Raw genomic sequence first — 23,186 nt, 5'->3', positions numbered from 1 at the left:
AGCTCGGCCAGACGACACGACTTACGGACGCCGACAGGCGGTCGGCGTCGTGTCGGTCGGCTGTGCCGAAGCAACGCAATGGATTGCCTTGTGGAGGCGTTGGCGGGGAATGTCAGACAGGCGCGTCTTATGAAAAACACTCACCCCTCCCCTTCGGGAGCCTTCCGGCTGCCGTTCGCTGGCGCTCACGGGCCGTCAGTCCCCCTGCGGGGCCAAAACAACCGAGGGCCTAAAGCGCGCCTCTTTGCTTTGCCTCCCCTGCAAGGGGAGGTGCCGAACGGAGTGAGGCGGAGGGGTTGGTCCTCTGAAGTGGTGCGTTCAGTTTCCGGTCCCGGCCCTCAGCGCCTCGACCTCGTCAAGAGACAGCCCGGTGAAGTCGGCAACCTGTTCGGGCGAGACGCCCCGGTCCAGCATCCGCTGCGCCGTGGTGGCGATGCCTTTGGCCTCACCCTCGGCGATGCCTTCAGCCTTACCCCTGGCCTCTCCCCTGGCCTCACCCTCGGCAAGCCCTTCGGCCCTGGCAGCCCGGCGGATCGTCTCCTCGATCGTCAGATCGTCCACCATCGCCTTGTAGCTCAAAATGTAGCGCAGACGCTCCTCCCGGTTCTGCAAAAACAGCCTCTCCAAATCCAGCGCCTCGCCGATCATCGGGTCCTGCACCATCGCCTCAGGCATCTTCTTCGCCTCCATTCCCGCAAGATACATCAGCCAGTACTCCAGACGGTTCCGCGGCGTCCCCTGCCGGACGTACTTCGGCACCTCCAGGTAGACCAGCCTCAAATCCTCACACAGCCTCTCGCCCGTCTCCTCGTCGCACAGGCTGAACGCCCGGCGGAAACGATCTCCCGCAAACAGGCTGAACGCCAGAATGTGGATCGAGATCGTCTTTTTCAGGTCCAGGTACGAGTCTCCGGCCCTCAACTGGGAGGCGTGCAGCGCGCTCAGGTAATAGGTGGAGCGCTGGGGATAGTCGTTCCGGTTCCTCACCTGCACCTCGACCTCCACCTGCGTGCCGTCCGCCATGCAGGCCACGATGTCGAGGTAGACGCTCTTTCCAGCCTCCCGAGTGGCGGAGAGCTCTCGATCGGCGTACTCCAGGCCCGTGAAGCCTGCACTCTCGTCCGGGAACACGAGGGAGTTCACGAGGTCCAGAAACAGGTGCTTACGCTCCTCACGGCCAAACAAAAACTTGAAGAATCGGTCGTTGAGGCGGTAGATTTTTCCCCGCGCCAGGTCCGCCTCGATTTGCCCTTCCGTCACAGGCCCCGACGCCGGACCGATCAGCCCACCGTCGCGCTCCCGCTCTGCGTCCTTCATGTCCCCGCCTCCTCGCTAAACGTCCTCTCACTGCCTGACTTTATTATACAATTTTGCCCGTTGTGTTTTTTCGCCTCCCCTGTAAGGGGAGGTGGTTCGCGCCAGCGAACCGGAGGGGTTCGGCCAGACGACACGACTTACGGACGCCGACAGGCGGCCGGCGTCGTGTCGGTCGGCTGTGCCGAAGCAAGGCAATGGATTGCCTTGTGGAGGCGTTGGCGGGGAATGTCAGACAGGTGCGTCTTATGAAAAACACTCGCCGCCCCTACCCCTCCCCTTCGGGGAGCCTTCCGGCTGCCGTTCGCCGCCGCTCACGGGCCGTCAGTCACGCCCCGCCCGGCAGGCGCCCCTCCGCGTCCGGGACGCGGAGCCGAATGTGCTCCCGCATGACGGCGACACTGCCCTCCACGTCGCCCGTGCTCACCACGCGCACGATTCGGCGGTGCTCCTCCAGGGTCGTCTCATCGAAGAACGGGTCGAAGAAGGCCATGTAGACCCCCGTGATCATGAGGATGCGCCGGATGAAGTCCACCATCACCCCGTTGCCGCTGCCCATGGCCAGCGTCATGTGAAAATCCGTGTTCACCGTCATGTAGCGGTCTATGTCCCGGTTCTGGATGATGCTCTCCTCCTCCGCGACCTTCGCCTCAAGCCGCGCGATCAAAAGCGGCGTGACGTTGGCGGCCGCCTTGGCGACGGCCTTGCACTCCAGCACCTCCCGCACCTCGTAGGCCTGCTCCATGCCCTCCGGCGTCGGGTTCGCCACCCACACGCCCTGGTTGGGCACGACGACGACGAAGCCCTCCTCCCCCAGACGGTGCAGCGCCTCGCGCACCGGCGTGCGGCTGACGCCGGCCTGACGCGCCAGTTCCGCCTCCGACAGCCGCTCCCCCGCGGCGTACTGCCGCAGCAGGATGCGGCGGCGAAGCTCCCGGTACGCCTGATCCGCCGCCGTGACGGCCTGGGGCCTGTCCATCGTCCCACCTCCCTGGTTCACCTACACAGCCTTTCCCTTTTTAAATGGGGCTACGCCCCACGCGCTTCGCGCGGCCTGATGAAGTTTCAGGCACTGAAGGGAGCCCATACGGTTGACAGTTCTCAACGACTTAATCAGTATTTCCCTAAAAAATTCTAGCACAGGCCCCCGCGCGGAGAAAGCGGCGGCTTCCCCTACTCCACCCCCCAGTTGCGCCAGCGCAGGATATCGCGCTCCCCGGCGCCGGGGCCCGACAGCTCCCGGTCGGCCTCATCCAGGCGCTGCAGCAGCCGTTCTCGATGCAATGGGATGCGGCCCTTGATGGGAAAGAGGTTCGTCTTGTGCGTGGCGTTCCACACCGTGGAGAGCGTCAGCCGGGACAGGAGGTCCCGCCCCTCCCGCATCGCCTCCAGGGGCGAGAGGCGCCGAAACTCGCGGGATCGCACCCGTTCCGCCAGGCGGGCGCCCTTGAAGATCACGAGCGTCACCACCGTCAACTCGAACGGGCGGGCCGCGTTCAGCAGGCTGGCCGTCCCCTCCACGTGGTCCGCCGACATCTCCCGCCCTCCCAGGCCCAGCATGACGTAGACGGAGAAGGACATCCCCGCCGCCTCCAGCGCCGCCATGGCGCGGGCGTTTTCCTCACGCCCCACGCCCTTCTCCTGGTAGCGCAGCACCCGATCCGCCCCGGACTCGATTCCCAGGCAGAGGCGGTCGTACCCGGCGCCGTGCAGGGCTTCCAGCTCCGCCGGGGTCTTGCGCAGCACGTCGTCCGCCCGCGCGAAGGCCGAGATGTAGGCGCACGAAGGGAACGCGCTGCGCACCATCCCCGCAATGCGCAGGAGCACCTCCGTCCCCAGCACGAGGGGGTTGCCCCCCGCCAGGAGGAAGCGTTCGGAGGGCCTGCGGTCCCGCTCGTGAATGGCCTGAAGGCGCTCGACGTTCGCGGCGATCTCCTCCATGGAGAGCGCGCGGAACCTCATGCCCTGGTTCAGGTCGCAGAACAGGCAGCGCCCATAGCTGCAGCTGACGGTGACGGGAAGCTGCACCGCGTAGGACTCCGCCATCGGCACGTAGTAGAAGAAGCCGTACTCGTCGTAGAGCTCGCGCTTCAGGCGGCGCACCCGCTGGGCGAACTCCCTGTCCTGTCCCAAGTCCATTCCCTCCCCGTCGAGGTCTGAAAAAAGGGCGGCCGCACGCGGCCGCCCCCGTCGGACCGTGAAGGTCCGCCTATTCCTTCGGCGCCGGCTCCTCCGCGGGCGCCAGCTTGATGGACCCGATGTCGCCCACCTCGCTGAACAGCGCGCCGCACCGCTCCAGGATCATCAGGCGGTTGTTCCGCACGGCCTCGTCCCGATCCATCACCATCACGTCGTCGAAGAAGGTCGTCACCACGGGGGAGAGCTTCGCCAGGAGCTCCATGAGCGCCTGCCAGTCGTGGGACTCCAGGGCGATGTGCACGGAGGGCTCCAGGTTCGAGACGGCGGCGTCCAGCTCGCGCTCCGCCTGGACGGTCATGAGGGAGGGGTCCGCCTCCAGGCGCTCGCCCCGCCGCGCCTCGCGCCCCGCCTTCTGCAGGATGTTGCGCACGCGCACCGCCGCGGACACCAGGTTCACGAACCACTCCTGCTCCCGGACCCCCGTGAGGGCCTCCATCAGGCGCAGCGCCTGGTTGGGCATCCGACCGACGACGGAGATGGCCAGGAGGGCCAGGTCCTTGTCATAACCCCGATCCTGAAGCTGCACCCGAAGCCTTTCGGACAGGAAGGCCCCGATCCGCTCCCGCGTGTCCCCGTCCACCTCGTTGATGCGGCAGGCCTCGTCCACGGCAGCATCCACGTCGAGGTCCAGGTTCCTGGCCCAGAGGATCTCGTTCATGCCGCGGGCCGCGCGCCGCAGCGCGTAGGGGTCCTGGGCGCTCGTGGGCTCAAGCCCCACCTTGTAGCAGGCCGTGATGGTGTGCAGCCGCTCCGCAACGCCGAGGATGGCCCCCACGTCGTCCGTCGGCAGAGCGTCCGACGCGGAGCGGGGGAGGTAGTGCTCGAAGATGGCCTTCGCCACGCGGGGGTCCTCCCCGGAGCGCAGGGCGTACTCCCGGCCCATGACCCCCTGAAGCTCCGGAAACTCGAAGATCATGCTCGTCACCTGGTCCGCCTTGGAGAGCCAGGCCGCGCGCTCCACCAGGGGGGCGAGGTCCTGCCGCTTCAGCTCCCCGCACAGCCAGAGCGCCAGCTTCTGCGTCCGCTCCACCTTCTCCTTCATGCTTCCCAGCTTCTCCTGGTAGGTGACGTCCTTCAGGCGATCGACGTAGGAGGAGAGGGAGCGCTTGAGGTCCTCCTTCCAGAAGAAGGCGGCATCCTCGAGGCGCGCCCTCAGGACACGCTCGTTGCCCTCCCGGACCACCTGCATGTTCTCCGCCCGGTTATTGCTGACGCCGATGAAGAAGTTCGCCAGCTTCTTGTTGTCCGCGTTGCGGACCGGGAAGTACTTCTGGTTCTTCTTCATGGAGGTGACCAGCACCTCCTCGGGGATCTCCAGGTAGCGCGCATCAAAGGAACCGACGAAGGGAACGGGATACTCCACCAGGTAGAGGTTCTCCTCCACCAGCTCGGGCGGCAGCTCCGCCTTCAGGTTTCCCTCGAACTGGTTCTCCAGCTTTGTGACGGCGGCCAGCATCTCCTGGCGGCGCCGGTCCTGGTCCAGGATGACCTTGTTCTCGAACAGCGCGCCCATGAAGTCCGCAGCGTCCTTCACCTCGATGGCCTTCTTGCCCATGAAGCGGTGCCCGCTCGTCATCCGCCCGCTCTCCACGCCGGCGAAGCTGAAGGGGACCACCTGGTCGTCCGCAAGGGCCAGGATCCAGCGGATGGGCCGCGCAAAGCGCACGCCGGGGTCGTTCCAGTACATGCTCTTGGGGAAGGTCAGCCCCTCGATGAGGCCGCGCAGCAGGTCCGGCAGGACGCTCAGGGTGGCGCGGCCCTCCTCGCAGACCTCCGCCGTGACGTAGCGCACGCCCTTCACCGTCTCCTCCTTAAGGTCGTCCACCGAGACGCCCTTGCTCTTCGCGAAGCCCAGGGCCGCCCGCGTGGGGTTCCCCTCGTCGTCGTAGGCCGAGGCCAGGGGCGGCCCCCTGAAGCTCTCCTTCAGGGCCTGCTGCTGTTCCTCCACCTCCGACGCGATCATCACCAGACGGCGCGGCGTGGCGTAAGCGTTCACGTCCTTGAAGCCGATCCGGCTCCCCCTCAGGGCGGAGGCGGCCCCCTGCTTCAGCGCGGCCAGCGCGTCCGGTATGAAACGATAGGGGATCTCCTCCGTTCCAATCTCCAGCACCACGTTCTTCAGCGCCATCACGCATTCCCCCCCTCGAAGAACGATTCTCCGGCCCGGACGGCATCAAACCGCCCCATCAGCGGGAAGCCCATGTCCTCGCGCTGCCTGCGCCAGGCCGCGGCACAGCGGCAGGCCAGGGCACGGACCCGCGCGATGTAGCTGGTGCGCTCCGTGACGCTGATGGCCCCGCGGGCGTCCAGGAGGTTGAACGTGTGGGAGCTCTTCAGCACGAAGTCGTAGGCGGGCAACACCAGGCCGGCGTCCAGGATGCGGCCCGCCTCGGCCTCGTAGGCCCGAAAGAGCTTGAAGAGCATGTCCGTGTCCGCCACCTCGAAGTTGTAGCGGGAGTGCTCGATCTCGCCCTGGAGGTGCACGTCGCCGTAGGTGACGCTGTCCGTCCACCTCAGGTCGTAGACGCTGTCCACCTTCTGAACGTACATGGCGATGCGCTCCAGGCCGTAGGTCAGCTCCGCCGGAACGGCCTCCATGTTCACGCCGCCCAGCTGCTGGAAGTAGGTGAACTGAGTGATCTCCATCCCGTCCAGCCACACCTCCCACCCCAGGCCCCAGGCGCCCGTGGAGGGGTTCTCCCAGTCGTCCTCGACGAAGCGGATGTCGTGTTCGTCGGGCTCGATCCCAAGGCTCGTCAGGCTTTCGATGTAGAGGTCCTGGATGTTGGCCGGCGCCGGCTTGATGATGACCTGATACTGGTAGTAGTGCTGAAGGCGGTTGGGGTTCTGGCCGTAGCGCCCGTCGGCCGGGCGGCGCGACGGTTCCACGTAGGCGGTTCGCCACGGCTCCGGCCCCAGCACCCGCAGCGCCGTGGCGGGATTCATCGTCCCCGCGCCGACCTCGACGTCGTACGGCTGGCGCACCACGCACCCCTTCTGGCTCCAGAAGCGCTGAAGCCGAAAGCACAGTTCCTGAAAGTTCATAAACCTCATCTCTCCTTAGGGAAGCGCTGAGCCGCGCCAATCGAATTCATGGACGGCCGCAGAAGGCAGGCTCGCCTGCGACGCAGCAAAGACGTTCGGCAGCGCCCTCCCTTAAATTGACACATCGACGCGGGCCCACACCTCGCGCGGCTACCGCGCTCCTCCCTCCAGCAGGCTCGCCGCACAGCGTGCAGCGACGGCAAAGGGCTCCCTGCCTTCGGTCGGTCTCCGGCCCTCCAAAGAGCCAAAGAGGCGGGGCAGCGCGTCCACGGAGGACTCCGCCACGCGCAGGAGCAGCGCCAGCTCCCCGGCCGTGAAGGCCGGGTGGTTCCGCGCCGCGTCCGGTGCGCAGTCCGGGCACAGCAGCCCCTCCTCCGTCCAGGCCGCCCGCTCCGGCCTCGCCCCGCAGCGGGCGCAGCGCGTCAGGTCCGGCGCCAGCCCCCACAGGACGAGCCAGCGCCGCAGGAAACGCCAGTGCACCGCCGGCACGGGGACCTCCGGCGCAGCCAGCAGCGTCATGTTCCAGTAGAGGTTCGCCAGCACGTCGTCCGCCGGGTGCCCCGCCATCAAAAGGCGCGTCAGGAGCCTGGACCAGCTCACGGCCAGCCGCAGGGCCTCGGGCCGGCGCCGGAGGAAGAGCATGTCCTTCGCGACGTCCACGCTGTTCATGTAGAGCCCACCGCTGCGCCCGCGGTACAGGCCGAAGACGCCCCACACGAAGGGTTCCGTCCCGCCGCCCAGGCGCACGCGGCCCCGCTCCGCTCCGGGGGCCGATGCCCAGGTCAGGCCCTGTCCCTTCAGCAGGAGCGTCAGCCTCAGCCCGCCCTCCCCCGCCCTTCGGCGGGACAGCACCGTGCCCGACGCCGAGAGGAGCCCCTGCCGCGGCATCAGGCATAGCCCAGACGGCGCAGCACGGCCTCCGACTGCCGCCAGCGCGGGGAGACCTTCACCCACAGGTCCAGGTAGACCGGCAGGCCCGTGATCTCCTCCAGATCCGTCCGGGCGGCGCGGCCGATTCGCTTGATCATGGACCCCGACGCGCCGATCAGGATGGCCTTCTGCCCCTCCGTCTCCACGATGAGGACCGCACGGATGTAGAGCCGCTTCCGGTCCGGGTACTCCTCCGGGCTCTTGTACTCCTGGACCTCCACCGCCGTGCAGTGGGGCACCTCGTCCCGCAGCAGGGCCAGCACGTGGCCCCGGATCGCCTCGGAGGCCATGAAGCGCTCCGTCGTGTCCATCAGGACATCCGGGTCGTACCAGGGCGTCCCCTCCGGCAGGAAGGGCAGGAGCAGGTCCACGAGGGCGCCGATCCCCCGCCCCATCTTTGCCGAGACGGCGGCATGGCCCGCGAAGGGGCGCAGCCCGCCGTAGAGCTCAAAGGCCCCTTCGGGGTCCGCGGCGTCCGCCTTGTTCGCCACCAGGACGACGGGGCCCTTGAAGTCCGCCAGCGCCCGGGCCGCCTCCCGGTCCTCCGGGCGGAGGCTGCGGTCCCCCGCCTCCACGATCCAGCAGGCGGCGTCCGCGTCCTCCAGCGCCGCCGCGGCGGACTCCGTCAGGAAGCGCCCCAGCCTGTCCCTGGGGCAGTAGAGCCCCGGCGTGTCCGTAAAGACGATCTGAGCCCGCTCGTCGTTGTAGATGCAGCGCACGGCGCTGCGCGTCGTCTGCGGCTTGGGGGACACCACGGCCGCCCGCGCCCTGAGGAGCGCGTTCACCAGGGAGGACTTGCCCACGTTGGGGCGCCCCACCAGCGCCACCACGCCGCACCGAAAGCCCGCCGCCGTGGCCCCGCTCACCGCCGGCCCTCCTCGCTCAGCGTGAAGGCATGGGGCAGGAGCTCCGACAGCATGAAGACCTGCGGCCCCTCCTCCGACGCCAGCACCACCCGCAGCTCCGGATTGAACTCCATGAGCGTCTGACGGCAGGCGCCGCAGGGGGGGCAGGGGACGACGCCGCGGCGGTCCCGCTCATCCGCCCTCAACCCGACCACGGCCACGGCCACGGGGGAACGCCGGCCCTGCGCGACCATGACGGCCACGGCGCAGCGCTCCGCACAGAGGGTGAGGCCGTAGGAGGCGTTCTCCACGTTGGCGGCGGTCACCACCGTGCCGTCCTCCAGGATCAGCGCCGCTCCCACGCGAAAGCGCGAGTAGGGCACGTAGGCGCGCCACGCGGCGGCCTCCGCCCTCGCCAGAAGCTCCTCCGGCCTCACATCCCCAAAGGGCCACGCGCCCCCGCTCAGCGCCTCTCCGTCCATCACGATTTCCTCCCCCTCAGGCGGAAGCCCCGTCGTCCTTCCGTCTCATGCTCAGGACCTTGATCCGGTGCTCACCGAGGTCCACGACCTTGATCCGCCAATCCCGATAGAGGAACTCGTCGCCCTCCCGCGGGAAGCCCCCCGACAGAAGGAGCACCAGCCCCCCAAGGCTCTCCGCGTCCTCGGACTCGAAGGGGCAGCTCAGCGCCTCGCTCAGGTCCTCGAGGCTGGTGCTGCCCTGGACGAGGTAGCTGCCGTCCTCCATCCTCTGGACGTCGGGGGCCTCCTGGTCGTACTCGTCCTGGATCTCCCCCACGATCTCCTCCAGGATGTCCTCCATGGTCACGAGGCCCGCCACGCCGCCGTACTCGTCCACGACGATGGCGATGTGAATGTGGTCCCGCCGCATGGCCTCCAGCAGCTCCGCCGTCCGGATCGTCTCCGGGACGAAGATGGGCCGGCGCAGCAGGCTCCGCACCTCGCAGTTCAGGTCCGCGTCCCGCAGGCACTTCAGCGTGTCCTTCACGTAGAGGATGCCGACGACGTTGTCCAGGTTCTCCTCGTAGACGGGGATGCGGGAGTGCCCGTGCTCGATGAAGAGGTTCACGGCCTCCTCCAGCGTGTCCTCCGCCTCCAGCGTCAGCATGTCTGTCCGGGGCACCATGATCTCGTGGACGCGGGTCTCGTCGAAGTCGATGATCCCGTCGATCATCCGGCGCTCCGAGGCCTCCAGGGCGCCGCTCTCCTCCCCGATCTTCACCACCTGCTCGATCTCGTCCCGCGTCACGAACACCTTCTTCGTCTCCAGGTTCAGGTGCAGCAGGAAACCGATGCAGTTCACGCACTTTCGCATCAGCCACGCGAAGGGCAGCAGGACGAAGGAGAGCAGGCGAAGGATCGGGGACGTGAACAGCAGGATGCCCTCGGAGTGGACCATCGCGGCGCTCTTCGGCAGGATCTCGCCGAAGATGACGATGAGCAGCGTCATGATGGGCACCACCCACACCAGGGCGCGAGGCCCGAACACGTGCAGCGCGATGCTGGAGGCCAGCGTGCTGGCGGCGATGTTCACGACGTTGTTGGAGATCAGGCAGACCGTAAGCGGCTGCTGCACGTCGTCGATGACCCACTGAAGCACGGAGCGCAGGAACGGCCGGTTCTCCTGCAGAAGGAGGAGACGGCTCCGCCCCGTCGTCGTGATGGCCGTCTCCGCCGCGCTGAAGAGGGCGGAGAGGAGGAACAGGAACAGGAACCACAAGCCGTCCTTCAACGCGCCGGCGAGGGCGTGCGCGTCGATCCCTGCCATCTCAGAGGACCTCCCGTCCGGCGGAGGCCAGCGCGGCCAGAAGGCGATCCCGAAGGCGCTCCTGGCGGACCCACATGGCGGCCTGCCGCTCCTCCGTGTCGTGATCCCAGGCCAGGAGGTGCAGAAAGGAGTGGGCCAGCACCAGGCACAGCGCCTCCTCCTCCGACGCCGCGTCGTTCCGCGCGCGCGCCACGCCCGGACAGATCATCACGTCCCCCAGGGGCAGGACGGAGCCGGCCAGCATCAGGTCCGGCGCGAAGCGCCCGCCCTCCTCCCACATGGGGAAGGACAGCACGTCCGTCGCCTCGTCGCTCTCCCGGTAGTCCCGGTTCACCGCTCGTATCTCATCCGGGCTCAGGATGGAGACGGACACCTCCACGCTCCCGTAGCCGGCCATCTCCGGAAAGAGGTCCAGAAGCTCCTCCTCCAGCACCGGCTCAAACGCGCTCCACGCGCCTATGGGAACGGGATTTTGAGGATCCCCGCCCTCCGGGGCCTCGACGCTCAACACTAACTTCAAGAGAAAATACCCCCCAAAGAGTTCACGCGGCCCAGGGGGCCGCAAAAGACGAAGTCACGCGGCAACGAAATCCTTTCGTCCGGCGCCCGCAGGAGCGCCGTTTTGAAAGTATACCACAAGGCGCGGCCGCGCCTCGAAGGCACGGCCGCAGATCGGGCGGTCCGGCTCAAGGCGCCGGTGCCTCCTTCCCGGCGGGCGGCTCCGTCCGTCCCGGCTGGGGGCGCTCGATCTTCCGGACCCGCCGGGTGTGGTACATGTTGAGCAGCGCCCGCAGGAGCGCCGCCTTGATGCAGGTGACGTCCTTCAGGGTGAAGTCCACGTCGTCGAACTGCCCCTCCGCCATCTTGCTGGCGATCACCTGATCGATGGTCCGTTCCAACGCCTTGATGGACTGGCTGCGCCCCCGGTTGGGGTGCGCCGTCCGGCCGCCGTCGTGGGAGGCCTCCACCCCCTCCGATCCCTGCTCCTGAAGCTCCTGGTCCAGCCCCATGCTGCGCACCGCGGCCTCGAGGGAGTCCACGATCATCAGGAGCGCCGTCTCGCGGGACTGGGGACGGGGGCCGGGGTAGCAGAAGGAGGAACGGTCCACCTCCTCCCCCTTTCCGGCCCCGGCCAGCGCCTTGTTGTAGAAGTAGCGGACGCAGGTCGTGCCGTGGTGCTCCGCGATAAAGTCCCGGAGCCGGCGCGGCAGGCCGTTCTCCTGAGCCTTGTCCAGCCCGTAGCGGACGTGGGAGATGATGGTGTAGGCCGACAGCGTCGGGGTCATGCCGTCGTGGGGGTTGAAGCCGCCCCCCTGGTTCTCGACGAAGAAAAGAGGGTCGTGAAGTTTGCCGATGTCGTGGTAATAGGCGCCCGCCTTCACCAGGTTGACGTCCATCCCCAGGGCCATGGCGGGCTCCTCAATCAGCGTCGCTATCGTGAGGCAGTGCTGGTAGGTGCCGGGGACAGAGCGCTGCAGCTCGCGCAGGAGGGGGCTCGACGGGTGGCTCAGCTCCCTCAGCCGCAGGATCGACAGCACCCCGATGTAGCTCTCCACCATCGGGAGCAGCAGGGTGATGACGACGCACATCACCAGCTCGATGAGGACGAACCGTCCGCTCTCCATCCAGAAGGAGCCAGGGACCGGGAAGATGTGGAAGGAATCCGCATCCAGGGGGAAGCCCTCAAGCCAGCGGATGAGGACGCTGGTCAGGGCCATGAGGACCGCCAGCGCGAACACCCGCCGCGTCAGCTGCTCCCGCGAGTCCAGGCGCATCAGCAAATAGAAGCCCGCCGTGGAGGCGACCACCGACATGGACAGCAGAAGGATCAGGTCCGAAACCAGAAGCCCCGTGATGATGAAGACCCCCGACGCCGTTCCCGCCAGCGCCACGCTGAAGGCGAAGGACCCGGAAACGCAGAGGCAGACCGTCAGGACGGCGGGCAGGATGCCGGCCCCGGCGGAGCCGAGGCGGGTCGCCAGGGCACCACAGAGCCACGAGACGGCGACGGTGAAGACGACGCACATCCACGAGGGGCGGTTGTGCCCCACGTCGCGCCCCAGGACCTCGAGCCACAGCGGAAGGACCAGGACCAGGACCAGGACGATGATCAGCTGCACCGTGGGGAAGGCGTCCTCCGCGTAGCCCTGCATGTGGAGCAGGGACGCGATCTGAGGCGTGACGACCTGCCCCAGCTCAACGATGACGTCCCCCGGCTCCAGGCGCCGGACGATGGACGGGATGCCCTTCTCCGCCAGGCGGCGCACCCCCTCCGTCAGCTTGCTGTCCACGTGATAGACGAGGTCGCCGAGCTTCGCAAGGATCTGGTAGACCAGGTTCGCGTCCTCGGCGGAGGGGTTCTCCCGGTTGATCTCCGCCCACAGGATCGCGGCCTTCGTGGAGTTCCCCATCGCGTCGCCCGACTCCAGCCGGTCGATGTAGGCGTTCCCCACGCGGGACGTCAGGTCCAGCAGCTCCTGCCGCCTGTCGTCGCTCAGGTTGACGATGGCGTTCAGGAGGGGGCCGGGGATGAAAGTCACGTCCTCCTGCGCGGGGCCCTGGACCGCGCGAAGCTCCATAAGGCGCCGATTCAGGCGGTCCTTCGCCGCCACGTCGCGCACGGTGACGCCCACCACGCTCTCGTTGGCCATCCTGCGCAGCGCTTCCGCGGCCGCGTGGTCGTCGTACCGGATCGGAGACACGACGCGGTAGGTCTCCGGCGCGGGGCGCCCCGTCTGGTAGCCGCGCTCCGAGTTCCTGAGGATTGCCCACTGAGTCAGCACGATGGAGACGCCCGCGATCAGCAGGACGAGGACGGGAACGAGGTAGTCCCGCAGGAGCGCCGCGCGCCGCGCCCGGTCCGCGGCGGCTCCGGAATCAAGCATTGTCCTTCTCATAGCGTTCGTAGGCCTGAACCACCTTTTGGACAATTTCGTGACGGACCACGTCCGCGTCCGTCAGGTCAAAGAAGCCGATGCCCTCGATGCCCTTCAGTATCTCCCGGACGCTCAGGAGGCCGGAAGGGCGGCCCTGGGGCAGGTCGATCTGCGTGACGTCTCCCGTCACCACGGCCCGCGACCCGAAGCCGAGGCGCGTCAGGAACATCTTCATCTGCGGGGGCGTCGTGTTCTGGGCCTCGTCCAGGATGATGAAGCTGTCGTTCAGGGTCCGCCCCCTCATGTAGGCCAGGGGGACGATCTCGATGACGCCCTTGTCCGCGCAGCGCGCGAAGCGCTCCGGGGACAGGAGGTCGTAGAATGCGTCGTAGAGCGGGCGGACGTAGGGCTCCACCTTCTCGCGCAGGTCCCCCGGAAGGTAGCCCAGGCTCTCCCCCGCCTCGACGGCGGGCCGCACCAGCACGATGCGGCTGATCCTGCCCTCCTTGAGCATGGAGACGGCCTCGCACACCGCCAGGTACGTCTTGCCCGTCCCGGCCGGCCCCACGGCGAAGAGGATGTCGTTCGCCCGGATAGCCCGGACGTAGGCCCGCTGCCCCGCGGTCTTGGGACGGATGGGCTTGCCCCGCGCCGTCGTGCAGATGACCTCGCTGTAGAGCGCCTCCAGCTTCGGCTCGCGCCCCTCCGCCAGGGCGTCCATCGCGTGCCGCACGTCGGCGGCCCGAACCTCGTGCCCGCTCTCCGCCACCGCCGCCAGCTCGCGCAGGAGGCGGGCGACGATGCGGACGGGCTCCTCGTCCGGCCCCGACGCCCGAACGGCCCCCTCCCGGACGGAGAGGGACACGGGATATCGGGCCTCCACCGCCTCCAGGTTCTCGTCGTGAGGCCCGACGAGCCGCGCCAGCGCGCCCTCGCCGGCCAGCGGCACCGTCTCCGCGTATGGGGACGCGGCGCGCCCCTGCCTCAGCTCGTCCATGACGTTTTTTATACCGGGTAGGCCATGCCGTCCACGGGGTCCCCGAAGCCGATGTCGCGCTTCGTCACCCTGCCGAACCTGCGCGGCAGGAAGTCCTTCGCAACCGCCGGGAACATGACCCAGGTCAGCGCGTCCTCCGGCTGGAGCGACCAGGCCCTCACGGCCCTGCGCGCCTCGGCCAGTTCCGGGGCGATCTTGTCCGCCGGACGGCAGGTGATGGGCTCCTCGTCGCCGATGGCGATCTTCCGGACCTCCGGGTCCACCGGCGCCGGCGGCTGGCCGTAGTAGCCCTGGAAGTACAGGCGGATCTCCTTGGGGATCACCTTCCAGCGCTGACCCGTCAGGACGTTCAGCGTCGCCTGGGTGCCCACCATCTGGCTGCTGGGCGTCACGAGGGGCGGGTAGCCCATGGCCTTGCGCACCACCGGCACCTCCTTCAGCACGTCCTCCAGCTTGTCCAGCGCGTTCTGCTCCTTCAGCTGGTTCACGAGGTTGGAGTACATGCCGCCCGGAATCTGGTAACGCAGGATGTTGATGTTGACGCCCGCCACGGCCGGCAGGAGGGCCTTGTACTTCTCCCGGACCTTCTTGAAGTGCTCGCACACGGGGAGCAGCTTCTCGAGGTCGATGCCCGTATCCAGCTCCCCGCCCGCCAGCGCCGCCACCATGGACTCCGTGGGGGGCTGGCTGGTGCCCAGAGAGAAGGGCGAGATCGCCGTATCCACGATGTCCGCGCCCGCCTCCAGCCCCGCGTAGTACGTCATGGACGCGAGGCCCGTCGTGGAGTGGCTGTGGATCTCGATGGGCAGGCTCACCCGCTCCTTGATGGCCCGGACCAGCTTCGCGCAGTCCACGGGGCTCAACAGGCCCGCCATGTCCTTGATGGCGATGGAGTCCGCCCCCATCTCCGCCATCCTCTGGGCCATCTCCGCGAAGGCCTCCAGGGTGTGGACTGGGGACAGGGTGTAGGAGATGCAGAGCTGGAGGTGCGCCCCCTCCTTCTTCACCTGGTCCGCCGTCGTCTCCACGTTGCGCAGGTCGTTCAGCGCGTCGAAGATGCGGACGATGTCGATGCCGTTGCCCACGGCGCGCTTGACGAACTCCCGCGCCACGTCGTCCGCGTAGTGACGGTAGCCCACCAGGTTCTGGCCACGCAGGAGCATCTGCAGCTTCGTCCTCTTGATTCGGGACCGGATCAGGCGCAGGCGGTCCCAGGGGTCCTCGTCCAGGAAGCGCATGCAGCTGTCGAACGTCGCGCCCCCCCACATCTCAAGGGCCCAGTAGCCCGCCTCGTCCATCCTCTCCAGGACGGGCAGCATGTCCTTCGTGCTCATCCTCGTGGCGATGAGGGATTGATGTGCGTCCCTCAGCACCGTCTCCGTGATGCGAACCCTTCTTGCCTCACCCATCGCAAACCTCCGTGCTCTGTCCGCGGCGCCCCGCGCCACGCCGATTATGTCGATTACTAAGTCTTTTAAGAAAGCGGCCCTCGACAATCCGCCGCCGTTCCGTACCCGATAGAAAAACCCGCGGGGCGTCACCGCGGGGACGCCGACCCGCGACCCCGCTCTCCCTCGTGGAGCAGGCGCTCCTTGGCGCGGTCCCACAGGGCGTCCAGCTCCGCCAGCGAGCGGTCGGACATCGCCCGCCCCTCCCCGGCGGCCATGCGCTCCATCAGCTGAAAGCGGTCCTTGAACTTGGCGCAGACGCGGGACAGCGCCGCATCCGGGTCCACCTTCAGTCGGCGCGCCAGGTTGACGGTCATGAACAGCACGTCCCCCAGCTCCTCCTCCACGTCCCGGGAGTCCCCTCGGCTCGCGGCCTCCCACAGCTCATCCAGCTCCTCGTCCAGCTTGGCGAAGAGAGGGGCCGCGTCGCCATCGGGCCAGTCGAAGCCCACGTGGGCGGCCTTGCCCTGTAGGCGGCTGGCCTTGAGCAGGGGCGGCAGGCCCTCCGGCACTCCCGCCAGGATGGAGAGGTCCTGGTGCTTCTCCTGCCGTTCCTCGGCCTTGATGCGCTCCCAGTTGCGCAGCACCGCGTCGCTGTCGCGGGCCTCCTCCGTGCCGAAGACGTGGGGGTGGCGGCGGATCAGCTTGTCGCATATTCCCCGGACCACATCCCTCATGTCGAAGGCTCCGGCCTCCCGCGCCAAAGAGGCGATGAACACCACCTGGAGCAGCAGGTCCCCCGCCTCCTCCTTCACGCCCGCCATATCGCGCCGCGTGATGGCGTCCGCCAGCTCGTAGGCCTCCTCCGTGATGCAGGACCGCAGGCTCTCCATGGTCTGCTTCCGGTCCCAGGGGCAGCCGCCCGGCGCGCGCAGCCGCTCGATGATCTCCACGATCTCGTCGAAATAGTGCCCGCCCCCGCGCTCCAACTCCTTCAAGACAAAAGCACCTCCGCAGGACGTCGGTTCTTCCGCGCCGTCCGCACATAATGATAACATAGCGCGGAGGGCTTGAGGTCCGCCGTCCGAGGCATAAAAAACGCGGCATGGAGAGCCTCCATGCCGCGGTGCCGTCTTCTGCGCCATCCGGACCCTGCGGCGGGCCGGACTACGAGGCCTGCGATCCCGAACCCCTGTTGTTCTGCTGCATCATCCCAATGATGTTGTTGAGGGTGTTGGCCTGCTGCGACAGCTTGGCGATCCGGTTCTCTGCGCCGGCGTACCGCCTGCGCAGGGCCTCCTGCTTCTCCGCCAGGCGCTTCTGGAACTTCTCCAGGTCCTTGTCGATGTCACTGATCTGTTTGGTGAGGTCCCCGATCTCGCGGGTCAGCGTCCCGGAGGTCCCTCCCGCGGAGGACCTCAGCATCGACTTGCAGTAGGTGTCCATCTCGCCCGCAAAGGACACCATCAACTGCTGGACCTCCTCGGAGTTCCTCGTCATGGCCTTCATGAAGGCCTTGGAATCGAACTCCAGCTTGCCGCTCTTGCCGTAGTCGTCCTTCGTCGTCTTGAGCCCCAGCTGGTAGGCGCCCCTGTAGGTGTAGTCCAGCTTGAGGGCCTTCATGGCGGCCTGGCCGGAGAGGGAAACCTCCGTCTTGTCGGCCGCCCGGACCACAAGCCGATTGCCGTCCACCGAGGCCCTGACGTAGTCCTTCGCCTTCCCATCGTCGTCGTAGTGCAGGGCCGCCGCCACCCCTCCCTTCGAGGTGTCGTTGATCCTCTCCGCGATGGTCTCCAGGGTGTCCTCCGGCTTCACGGGGATATCGGCAGAGCGGTCCCCCACCTTCACGCGCAGGGTCGTCTCACCGGCCAGCCCATTCCGGGCCATCGTGCCATAGAGGGCGTCCGCGCTCTTCCGTTCCTTGAAGGTGAAGGTGTAGTCCTGGGAAACGATGGTGCGCAGGCGGCTCTTGCAGTCGCGCAGGAGCGAGTTGCCGTAGAGTGCGCCCCATCTCATGCGGAAGTCGTTGGCGTTCACCGTGGCCTTGGCGGATTTGTCCAGCTCCTTCTCGGAAGAGCGCGTGTTGATCCAGCCCATCAGGTCGTTGTAGCTCGCCACGAAGCTCTCGATGGCCTTGACCGCCTTCTCCGCGTCTTGTTCCACGTCCATCGACACCTTGCCGACGCCCTTCAGCCTGAGGGTCATGCCCTTGATCAGCTCGTTGCCATAGTCCGCGCCGATGTCGTTGGAGGAGCGCGTCACCTTGTTCCCGTCCAGCAGCATGACGGCGTCCTGCGCCTCCGTGAAGTGCTCCGCGTCCTTCAGGTCCAGCCCCAGGGCGCTCAGGAGCCCCGACCCGTTGTCGGACAGCTCGAAGGTGTTCGCCCGACGCTTGTAGTTGACCGTGAGCTCTTTGCCGTGCTCGGGGAGCCCGGTCCGCGGCGTGGGCGCAGAGGTCTGAGTCCAGGTGAACTTACCCGTCAAATTGTCGTAACCGACCTCCAGGGTCCCGTCCGTGGGGCCAGAGAGGGCATGGCCTGTGTCCGGGTCCAGGTTTCTGAACAAGGAGCCGTATTCCACCCTCGTCACTGTGCCGGTCGCCGTGGAGAACCCGTGGCCCTTCATGTTGAGCGAATCCGTGTTGATGCGACTCGTACTGAAGGTCTTGTCCCCTCCCTCCAGCCCGGAGACGGTGAGCGTGTACGGAACGCCGAGTTTGGGCGCGTTCCAGGCCGCCTCGCGGCGCCACCGCACGAGGGTCGTCCCTCCCGTGGACGCGATGAGGTCGAAGTCTTCGCCCCCCCGATACGTCTTATCCCCCTGAGTGATGACGGCCGTGCCGCCGGCGAGGGTCGCATACGGCGCGTTAACGCTGTCCGTGTCCTCCCGCTTCACCTGGAGGGTGATCTCCTCGTTCTCCGCCGGGTCGTAGGTCACCGTGTACTTCTTGCCGTTCGCCGGTCGGTTGTCGCCCTTCCAGACGATGGACTTGCCCGCCAGGGTGAAGGCGGTGCCGTACTCATAGGAGGCCCCGTCCTCGTCCTTGATCGTGATTTTGGACGTGCCTGCGGCCAGGTTCGCGCTGTTGGGGACGAAGTCCAGCACGGTGCGGTCCAGGAGGTCCCCCGAGGACCGGGTGACCTCCTTGGAGTAGCGGTCGCGCTCCCCCGTCCTATAGGTCACGTGGTAGGTGTCGCCGGCCTTGGCCGTCTGGTCGTCGTACTCGCGCCAGCGGATCTGCTTCCCCACCACGTCGAAGTCCTTGCCGTTCGTCCAGGTCTTGCCGTCCCCCGTGACGATGACGTCGCCGTTCGACAGAGTGGAGGGGTCGATGGGGAGGGTGGAGAGGGCGTCCCAAGACAGGGCGGAGCGCTTGATGACCTCCTTGGAGGTCGTCTCCCCCAGGCCCGTCTTGTCGCTCTTCAGGATCAGCCGCCCGTCCACGACGGAGGCCGTGACCCCCATGGGCGGGTTCATGGTCTTGATCGTCGTGTTGATGCGCTTGGCCAGCGAATCCAGGGTGTCCGAGGCGAGGACCTCCACCTGGGCCTTCCGCCCCCCGGAGCTGATCCAAAGGCGGGTGCTGGTCAGGCCATTCAGAGGGCCTTTTTTGAAGACCTCGGACAGAGAGTCCGAGAAGGAGTTCGACCGCTGCAGCTGGGCTCTGGCCAGCTGCTGGACCTCGAGGTTGTAGACGTTGACCTCCGCGTCGCTCGTGACGGAGGCCGTCAGCACGCCCTTGTAGGACCCGTTCGAGTCCACGCGCTCCACCTTCACCTCCTTGGCCCGGTAGGTCGAGGGCAGCTTCAGCGAGGAGATCGAGGAGTGCATCTTCTGCATCGCGACCTTCATTTCCTCAAAGAGGGTCTTCTTGTTGTTCAGGTTCTTCCGCTTGTTCACCTGAACCTGCGCGGGCCTGGAGGCCATCTCGGTCATCTTCTTGATGATGCCCTCCCAGTCGATCCCCGACGCAACGCCCGACACGGTCGTAGAAGCCATGACAGCAACCTCCTGTTGAATGTGAAATTCGGACGGCGGCGCGGATCCATCCTCGTCCGCCACTTCTCGATATTTTACACCTCATGCGCCGCCCGCTATCCCTTTAAGGTTATCGGCGGCGGGGGCGAAAAGTTGAGGGCCGTCGCGGGGGCGGCGCGCTTGTGCTAGAATACTGAAGGTTTTTCGGATAACCTCGCCCCGCGTCGGGAGGGGAGCGCAAACGGGGGCGGAGGGGCCGCAGCGCCCGGCACCCCCCTGAACGGTTTTGCCGAGGGAACGTCCCCGGCGGTTGACGTCCCCGTCCCGCCTCCGACCCGTCATAATTTTGTTGCTGGAGGAATGTCGCTTGTCCCTTCGAAAAGGCCTTATCGTGTTCGTCCTGCTGGCTTTCGCCGCGAACTCGGTCATCATCGCAAAGAGCGTCAACGCGGAAACCCTGCGCTCGCTCCTTCACGCGGATAAGCTCGCGCTCCTGGGAGCGCTCGGCGTCGTGCTCTTCACCTGGCTGTGCGACGCGGGACGGTTCTGCGCCCTGTCCTGCGCGGCGCAGGAGCGCGTCAGCCTTCCCATGGGGCTCGTGCTGACGTGGCTCAACTACTTCGGCAGCGCCGTCACCCCCATGCAGAGCGGCGGCGGCCCCTTCCAGGTCTACGTCCTGTACAAGAAGGGCGTCGCCATCGGGAAGGGCATCGCCATCACGCTGGTGCGCACGATGCTCACCGTCCTGATCCTGAGCGTCGTGGTGCCCACCGTGCTGGCGATGGACCCGGCGATCCTGCAACGCAGCCCCTTCCTGAAGGGCATCGTCTCCTACGTCTTCGTCGTCATCATCGCCACCTGGGTCTTCATCGCCTTCACCATAGCGCGCCCGAAGGCCTTCAAGCGGCTGGCCAAGGCCCTCATTCTCTGGGGCCGGCGTCTGAAGCTCCTGCACTCCCAGCGGACGATCATCCGCTCGTTTCAGTGGCTGGACCGTGAGATGGACAACTACCTCCTGAACTTCAAACTGCTCTTCCAGTCCCGGTCGGGCCGGCTCTACCTGCTCCTGGCGGCGGCCCTCTCCGTCATGCACCTGCTCGCGCTCTTCACCGTCCTGCCCATCCTGATGCACGCGGTAGGGCTCCCCTTTCGCTACAGCGAGGCCGTGGCCATCCAGGCCGTGTTCATGTTCATCCTCTACTTCGTCCCCACTCCGGGGGCCAGCGGCGTCGCGGAGGGGGGCGGCGCCCTCCTCTTCGGGATGCTCATGCCCTGGAACATGGCAGGCGTCATGGCCATCATCTGGCGCTTCTTCACGGAGTATCTCTCGATCTTCATGGGCGTGGTGGTGGTGGTGCGCATGTTGGGCTGGGGCGTCTCGGAGGACCTGCACCAGGGGGCCGCGCCGGAGGAGGAGGTCCTGAAGGACCAGAGGGCGAAGGGGCCGCGGCCGTGACGCTTCGCGAGCGGGCCTTCCAGCTGAGGGGTGGGCTGTGGACGGCCCTCTTCCTCCTGATCCTGGCCGCCGCGCGCCCGACGCCGCGCTCCGTCGCGCTGGGGCTCGTGCCCGTGGCGCTGGGGCAGCTGTGGCGCCTCTGGGCCGCGGGCTCCATCGGGCGCTACCGGGGGGAGGCCGTGGGCGCGGAGCGGCTGGTCACCTGGGGGCCCTACGCCCTCATGCGCAACCCCCTCTACTTCGGCAACGGCCTCATCGGGCTGGGTTGGGGACTGATGGCCGGCCCCTGGGCTGCGGGCACCTTCCTCGCAGGCTTCGTCCTCCTCTACAGTCTCGTCATCATCCCCCACGAGGAGTCCTTTCTCCTTCAGAAGTTCGGGGAGGAGTATCGCACCTATCGGACGCGCGTCGGGGCCTTCTTCCCCCGATCGTGGCCGGGGACGGTTCGCGGTCCCTTCAGCTGGGCGGTCCTCCGCCGGAGCGAGGTCCACACGGTCCTGAGCACCGTCGTCGGGACGCTCCTCATCGCGGCGAAGCTGCTCCTGCCCTAGGGCTCCCCTTCGCCGCCATTCCAGGGCTCTGTGCTATACTGTATCCGGACGCGGCCCGTCCGGGAAGGAGAGGACACCATGGACCCAAAGAAGAACGATTCCGGCAGGGATATGACCGTCAACGACCTCATCTCGGCGATCTCCATGACGGAGTACCCGCAGTACATCCTGGACGCGCTCTCCCGCATCCAGGGCTGGATGCGGGACACCATCAACGCGCCGGCCAACCGTGGCATCGACCCCTTCTCGGCCCTGTTCGAGGGCGAGGAGGAGGACGACGAGGGCCCCGGCGTGGACACGCTCTTCGAGAGCCTTGAGGAGCTGGAGGAGTACGTCGACCTGATCCCCAACACCCACCGCCCCGACGGCAGGGCGGACGTGATCGTCGTGAGCCTGACGCCGCCCCCGGACTACGAGAGCGGCCTGCGCACGGCCATCGACTACGCGGCGCTCTTCAACCGCCCCAACTGCAAGCGCGTCTGGATCGTGAGCGACACCTTCATCTTCGACGACGTCGTGCGCTACGCGGCCCACGTGGACGCGCTGACCGAGCAGGGCGTGACGCTGCGCTTCATCCTGGTGACCCCCTGGGGGTGGGTCGAGCTGCCGCTCAGCGGCGCTGCGGCCTCGCGCCAGCAGTTCACCTGGCGCAGCCAGCTGAAGGACGGCACGGGGAAGAAACGTCAATAGCCGGATTTGAAACGCGGGATCGACGGGATCGATCCGGGCGGCGGCCTGCGGGCCGCCGCTTTTTTGTCGAAGGCGGGCGCCATGAGGGCAAAAAAACAAAAAAAAAGGAGGACGCCCAAAAGCGGCGTTCCTCCTGTCGTGTTTTTCGTCCCTGAAACGGTCGTCCCGAAACCGCTTAACGCTTCGAGAACTGCCTCTTGCCGCGAGCGCCCTTCTGGCCGAACTTCTTGCGTTCCACCATGCGGGGGTCGCGCGTCAAGAACCCCTCCTTCTTCAGGACGGGCCGCAGGTCCGGGTTCATCCGGATGAGGGCGCGGGCGATCCCCATCCTCACCGCTCCGGCCTGTCCGGACAGGCCGCCACCCGATGCGTTGACGAAGACGTCCACCTTGCCCTCGAGGCCCGCCGTCTTGAGCGACTGCGTCGCCAGCGACTGCCACACGAGGCGCGGGAAGTAGTCCTCCACCGTCCGATCGTTGATCTTCAACTCGCCGCTGCCGGGGCAGAGCCTGACGCGGGCCAGGGCGTTCTTGCGGCGGCCGGTCCCCCAACTAAAAGTGCTGTTCATCTGAGTATCCTCCTGTCCAAAAACTATACGTCAAGCGTCTCGGGGGCCTGGGCGGCGTGGGGGTGGCTGGGGCCCGCATAGACCTTGAGCTTGCTCGCATACTTCAGACGATTGCGGGGAAGCATCCCGCGCACCACGTGCTCCAGCAGAAATTCAGGCTTCTCCACCACCAGCCGCGCCCAGGGGATGGCCCTGTAGCCGCCGGGGTGCCCCGTGTGATAGTGCCACTTGGACTGCGTGGCCTTCTTGCCGGTCATCTTCACCTTCTCGGCGTTGATCACCACAACGTAATCCCCCGTGTCCACGTGGGGGGTGTAGGTCGGCTTGTTCTTGCCCGTCAGAATGCGGGCGATCGCGGACGCCAGACGGCCAACCGGCCGATCCGCCGCGTCGATAACGTACCACTTTCTCTCCACCTGACCTGGCTTCACCAGGTAGGAACTGCTGCCTGCCATCTTGCTTCCTCCTCAAAATCGCCCCGGAGAGGGACGTCATGCTGTGAAACGCGGATAGCGAAGTGCCCTGAGGCAAAAAACGATCTATGGAACCGAAATCAGGCAG

The 23,186-nt window shown here is 67.0% G+C and carries 20 protein-coding genes; 3 read left to right on the top strand and 17 right to left on the bottom strand.

Features of this window, described 5'->3' with window-relative positions:
- Nucleotides 1-318: 318 nt before the first annotated feature.
- The 15 genes from ACK28C_RS06820 to fliD all read right to left on the bottom strand — a co-directional run bounded on the left by ACK28C_RS06820 (nt 319) and on the right by fliD (nt 19,381).
- A complete protein-coding gene (locus ACK28C_RS06820; RefSeq protein WP_409151968.1) occupies nt 319-1,317 on the bottom strand; it encodes an Rpn family recombination-promoting nuclease/putative transposase in 999 nt (332 codons plus the stop codon).
- A gap of 325 nt (nt 1,318-1,642) precedes the next feature.
- Nucleotides 1,643-2,293 carry a GntR family transcriptional regulator gene (locus ACK28C_RS06815; RefSeq protein ID WP_409151967.1) on the bottom strand — a complete coding sequence of 217 codons (651 nt, stop codon included), beginning with the start codon at nt 2,291-2,293 and terminating at the stop codon, nt 1,643-1,645.
- A 194-nt stretch (nt 2,294-2,487) separates the two neighbouring features.
- On the bottom strand, nt 2,488-3,453 hold the full coding sequence (locus ACK28C_RS06810) for a radical SAM protein (protein WP_208872981.1): 966 nt from the start codon (nt 3,451-3,453) through the stop codon (nt 2,488-2,490).
- A gap of 70 nt (nt 3,454-3,523) precedes the next feature.
- Nucleotides 3,524-5,641: a glycine--tRNA ligase subunit beta gene (gene glyS / locus ACK28C_RS06805; protein WP_409151966.1), complete on the bottom strand. Its 2,118-nt coding sequence runs from the start codon at nt 5,639-5,641 to the stop codon at nt 3,524-3,526.
- Nucleotides 5,641-6,558, bottom strand: coding sequence for a glycine--tRNA ligase subunit alpha (gene glyQ, locus ACK28C_RS06800; protein ID WP_409151965.1), 918 nt, complete (start codon nt 6,556-6,558; stop codon nt 5,641-5,643). Before glyQ ends, glyS begins: the two co-directional genes overlap by 1 nt.
- 150 nt (nt 6,559-6,708) lie before the next feature.
- Nucleotides 6,709-7,446 carry a DNA repair protein RecO gene (locus tag ACK28C_RS06795; RefSeq protein WP_409151964.1) on the bottom strand — a complete coding sequence of 246 codons (738 nt, stop codon included), beginning with the start codon at nt 7,444-7,446 and terminating at the stop codon, nt 6,709-6,711.
- The gene (gene era, locus ACK28C_RS06790) at nt 7,446-8,354 is read right to left on the bottom strand and encodes a GTPase Era (protein ID WP_409151963.1); all 909 of its coding nucleotides are present in this window, start codon (nt 8,352-8,354) and stop codon (nt 7,446-7,448) included. The genes ACK28C_RS06795 and era overlap by 1 nt, the downstream gene beginning before the upstream one ends.
- A complete protein-coding gene (locus ACK28C_RS06785) occupies nt 8,351-8,815 on the bottom strand; it encodes a cytidine deaminase (protein ID WP_409152649.1) in 465 nt (154 codons plus the stop codon). The genes era and ACK28C_RS06785 overlap by 4 nt, the downstream gene beginning before the upstream one ends.
- 16 nt (nt 8,816-8,831) lie before the next feature.
- Nucleotides 8,832-10,121, bottom strand: a complete 1,290-nt coding sequence (locus ACK28C_RS06780; RefSeq protein WP_409151962.1) for a hemolysin family protein — start codon at nt 10,119-10,121, stop codon at nt 8,832-8,834.
- Between the two features lies 1 nt (nt 10,122).
- Entirely contained in the window at nt 10,123-10,632 is a 510-nt protein-coding gene (gene ybeY, locus ACK28C_RS06775; RefSeq protein ID WP_409152648.1) for an rRNA maturation RNase YbeY, read from the bottom strand.
- Nucleotides 10,633-10,807: 175 nt separating this feature from the next.
- Nucleotides 10,808-13,006 (bottom strand): HDIG domain-containing metalloprotein, encoded by a 2,199-nt coding sequence (locus tag ACK28C_RS06770; RefSeq protein ID WP_409151961.1) that lies wholly within the window; start codon nt 13,004-13,006, stop codon nt 10,808-10,810.
- Nucleotides 12,999-13,994 (bottom strand): PhoH family protein, encoded by a 996-nt coding sequence (locus tag ACK28C_RS06765; protein WP_409151960.1) that lies wholly within the window; start codon nt 13,992-13,994, stop codon nt 12,999-13,001. Before ACK28C_RS06765 ends, ACK28C_RS06770 begins: the two co-directional genes overlap by 8 nt.
- 8 nt (nt 13,995-14,002) lie before the next feature.
- The gene (locus ACK28C_RS06760) at nt 14,003-15,403 is read right to left on the bottom strand and encodes a pyruvate carboxylase subunit B (RefSeq protein WP_409151959.1); all 1,401 of its coding nucleotides are present in this window, start codon (nt 15,401-15,403) and stop codon (nt 14,003-14,005) included.
- Nucleotides 15,404-15,531: 128 nt separating this feature from the next.
- The gene (gene mazG, locus ACK28C_RS06755; protein ID WP_243440651.1) at nt 15,532-16,380 is read right to left on the bottom strand and encodes a nucleoside triphosphate pyrophosphohydrolase; all 849 of its coding nucleotides are present in this window, start codon (nt 16,378-16,380) and stop codon (nt 15,532-15,534) included.
- Nucleotides 16,381-16,549: 169 nt separating this feature from the next.
- Nucleotides 16,550-19,381 carry a flagellar filament capping protein FliD gene (gene fliD / locus ACK28C_RS06750; RefSeq protein WP_409151958.1) on the bottom strand — a complete coding sequence of 944 codons (2,832 nt, stop codon included), beginning with the start codon at nt 19,379-19,381 and terminating at the stop codon, nt 16,550-16,552.
- Nucleotides 19,382-19,727: 346 nt separating this feature from the next.
- Here fliD and ACK28C_RS06745 point away from each other — a divergent pair, with 346 nt between their 5' ends.
- From ACK28C_RS06745 to ACK28C_RS06735, 3 genes are all read left to right on the top strand, one after another.
- Nucleotides 19,728-20,816 carry a lysylphosphatidylglycerol synthase transmembrane domain-containing protein gene (locus ACK28C_RS06745; RefSeq protein WP_243440650.1) on the top strand — a complete coding sequence of 363 codons (1,089 nt, stop codon included), beginning with the start codon at nt 19,728-19,730 and terminating at the stop codon, nt 20,814-20,816.
- Nucleotides 20,813-21,367: an isoprenylcysteine carboxylmethyltransferase family protein gene (locus tag ACK28C_RS06740; RefSeq protein ID WP_208873535.1), complete on the top strand. Its 555-nt coding sequence runs from the start codon at nt 20,813-20,815 to the stop codon at nt 21,365-21,367. The genes ACK28C_RS06745 and ACK28C_RS06740 overlap by 4 nt, the downstream gene beginning before the upstream one ends.
- Nucleotides 21,368-21,445: 78 nt before the next feature.
- The gene (locus tag ACK28C_RS06735) at nt 21,446-22,057 is read left to right on the top strand and encodes a hypothetical protein (protein ID WP_015556844.1); all 612 of its coding nucleotides are present in this window, start codon (nt 21,446-21,448) and stop codon (nt 22,055-22,057) included.
- Nucleotides 22,058-22,232: 175 nt separating this feature from the next.
- Here the strand turns inward: ACK28C_RS06735 and rpsI are convergent, their stop codons facing one another.
- Both rpsI and rplM read right to left on the bottom strand, forming a co-directional pair.
- The gene (rpsI, locus tag ACK28C_RS06730) at nt 22,233-22,625 is read right to left on the bottom strand and encodes a 30S ribosomal protein S9 (protein WP_015556843.1); all 393 of its coding nucleotides are present in this window, start codon (nt 22,623-22,625) and stop codon (nt 22,233-22,235) included.
- Nucleotides 22,626-22,648: 23 nt separating this feature from the next.
- Complete coding sequence (gene rplM, locus ACK28C_RS06725) at nt 22,649-23,080, bottom strand: 50S ribosomal protein L13 (protein WP_015556842.1); 432 nt, start codon at nt 23,078-23,080, stop codon at nt 22,649-22,651.
- Nucleotides 23,081-23,186 lie beyond the last annotated feature (106 nt).

It is taken from the genome of Fretibacterium fastidiosum (genome assembly GCF_964642095.1).
Lineage (GTDB): Bacteria > Synergistota > Synergistia > Synergistales > Aminobacteriaceae > Fretibacterium > Fretibacterium fastidiosum.
Note: the sequence above shows the minus strand (reverse complement) of the source record. Positions and strands in the feature narration are given on the sequence as shown.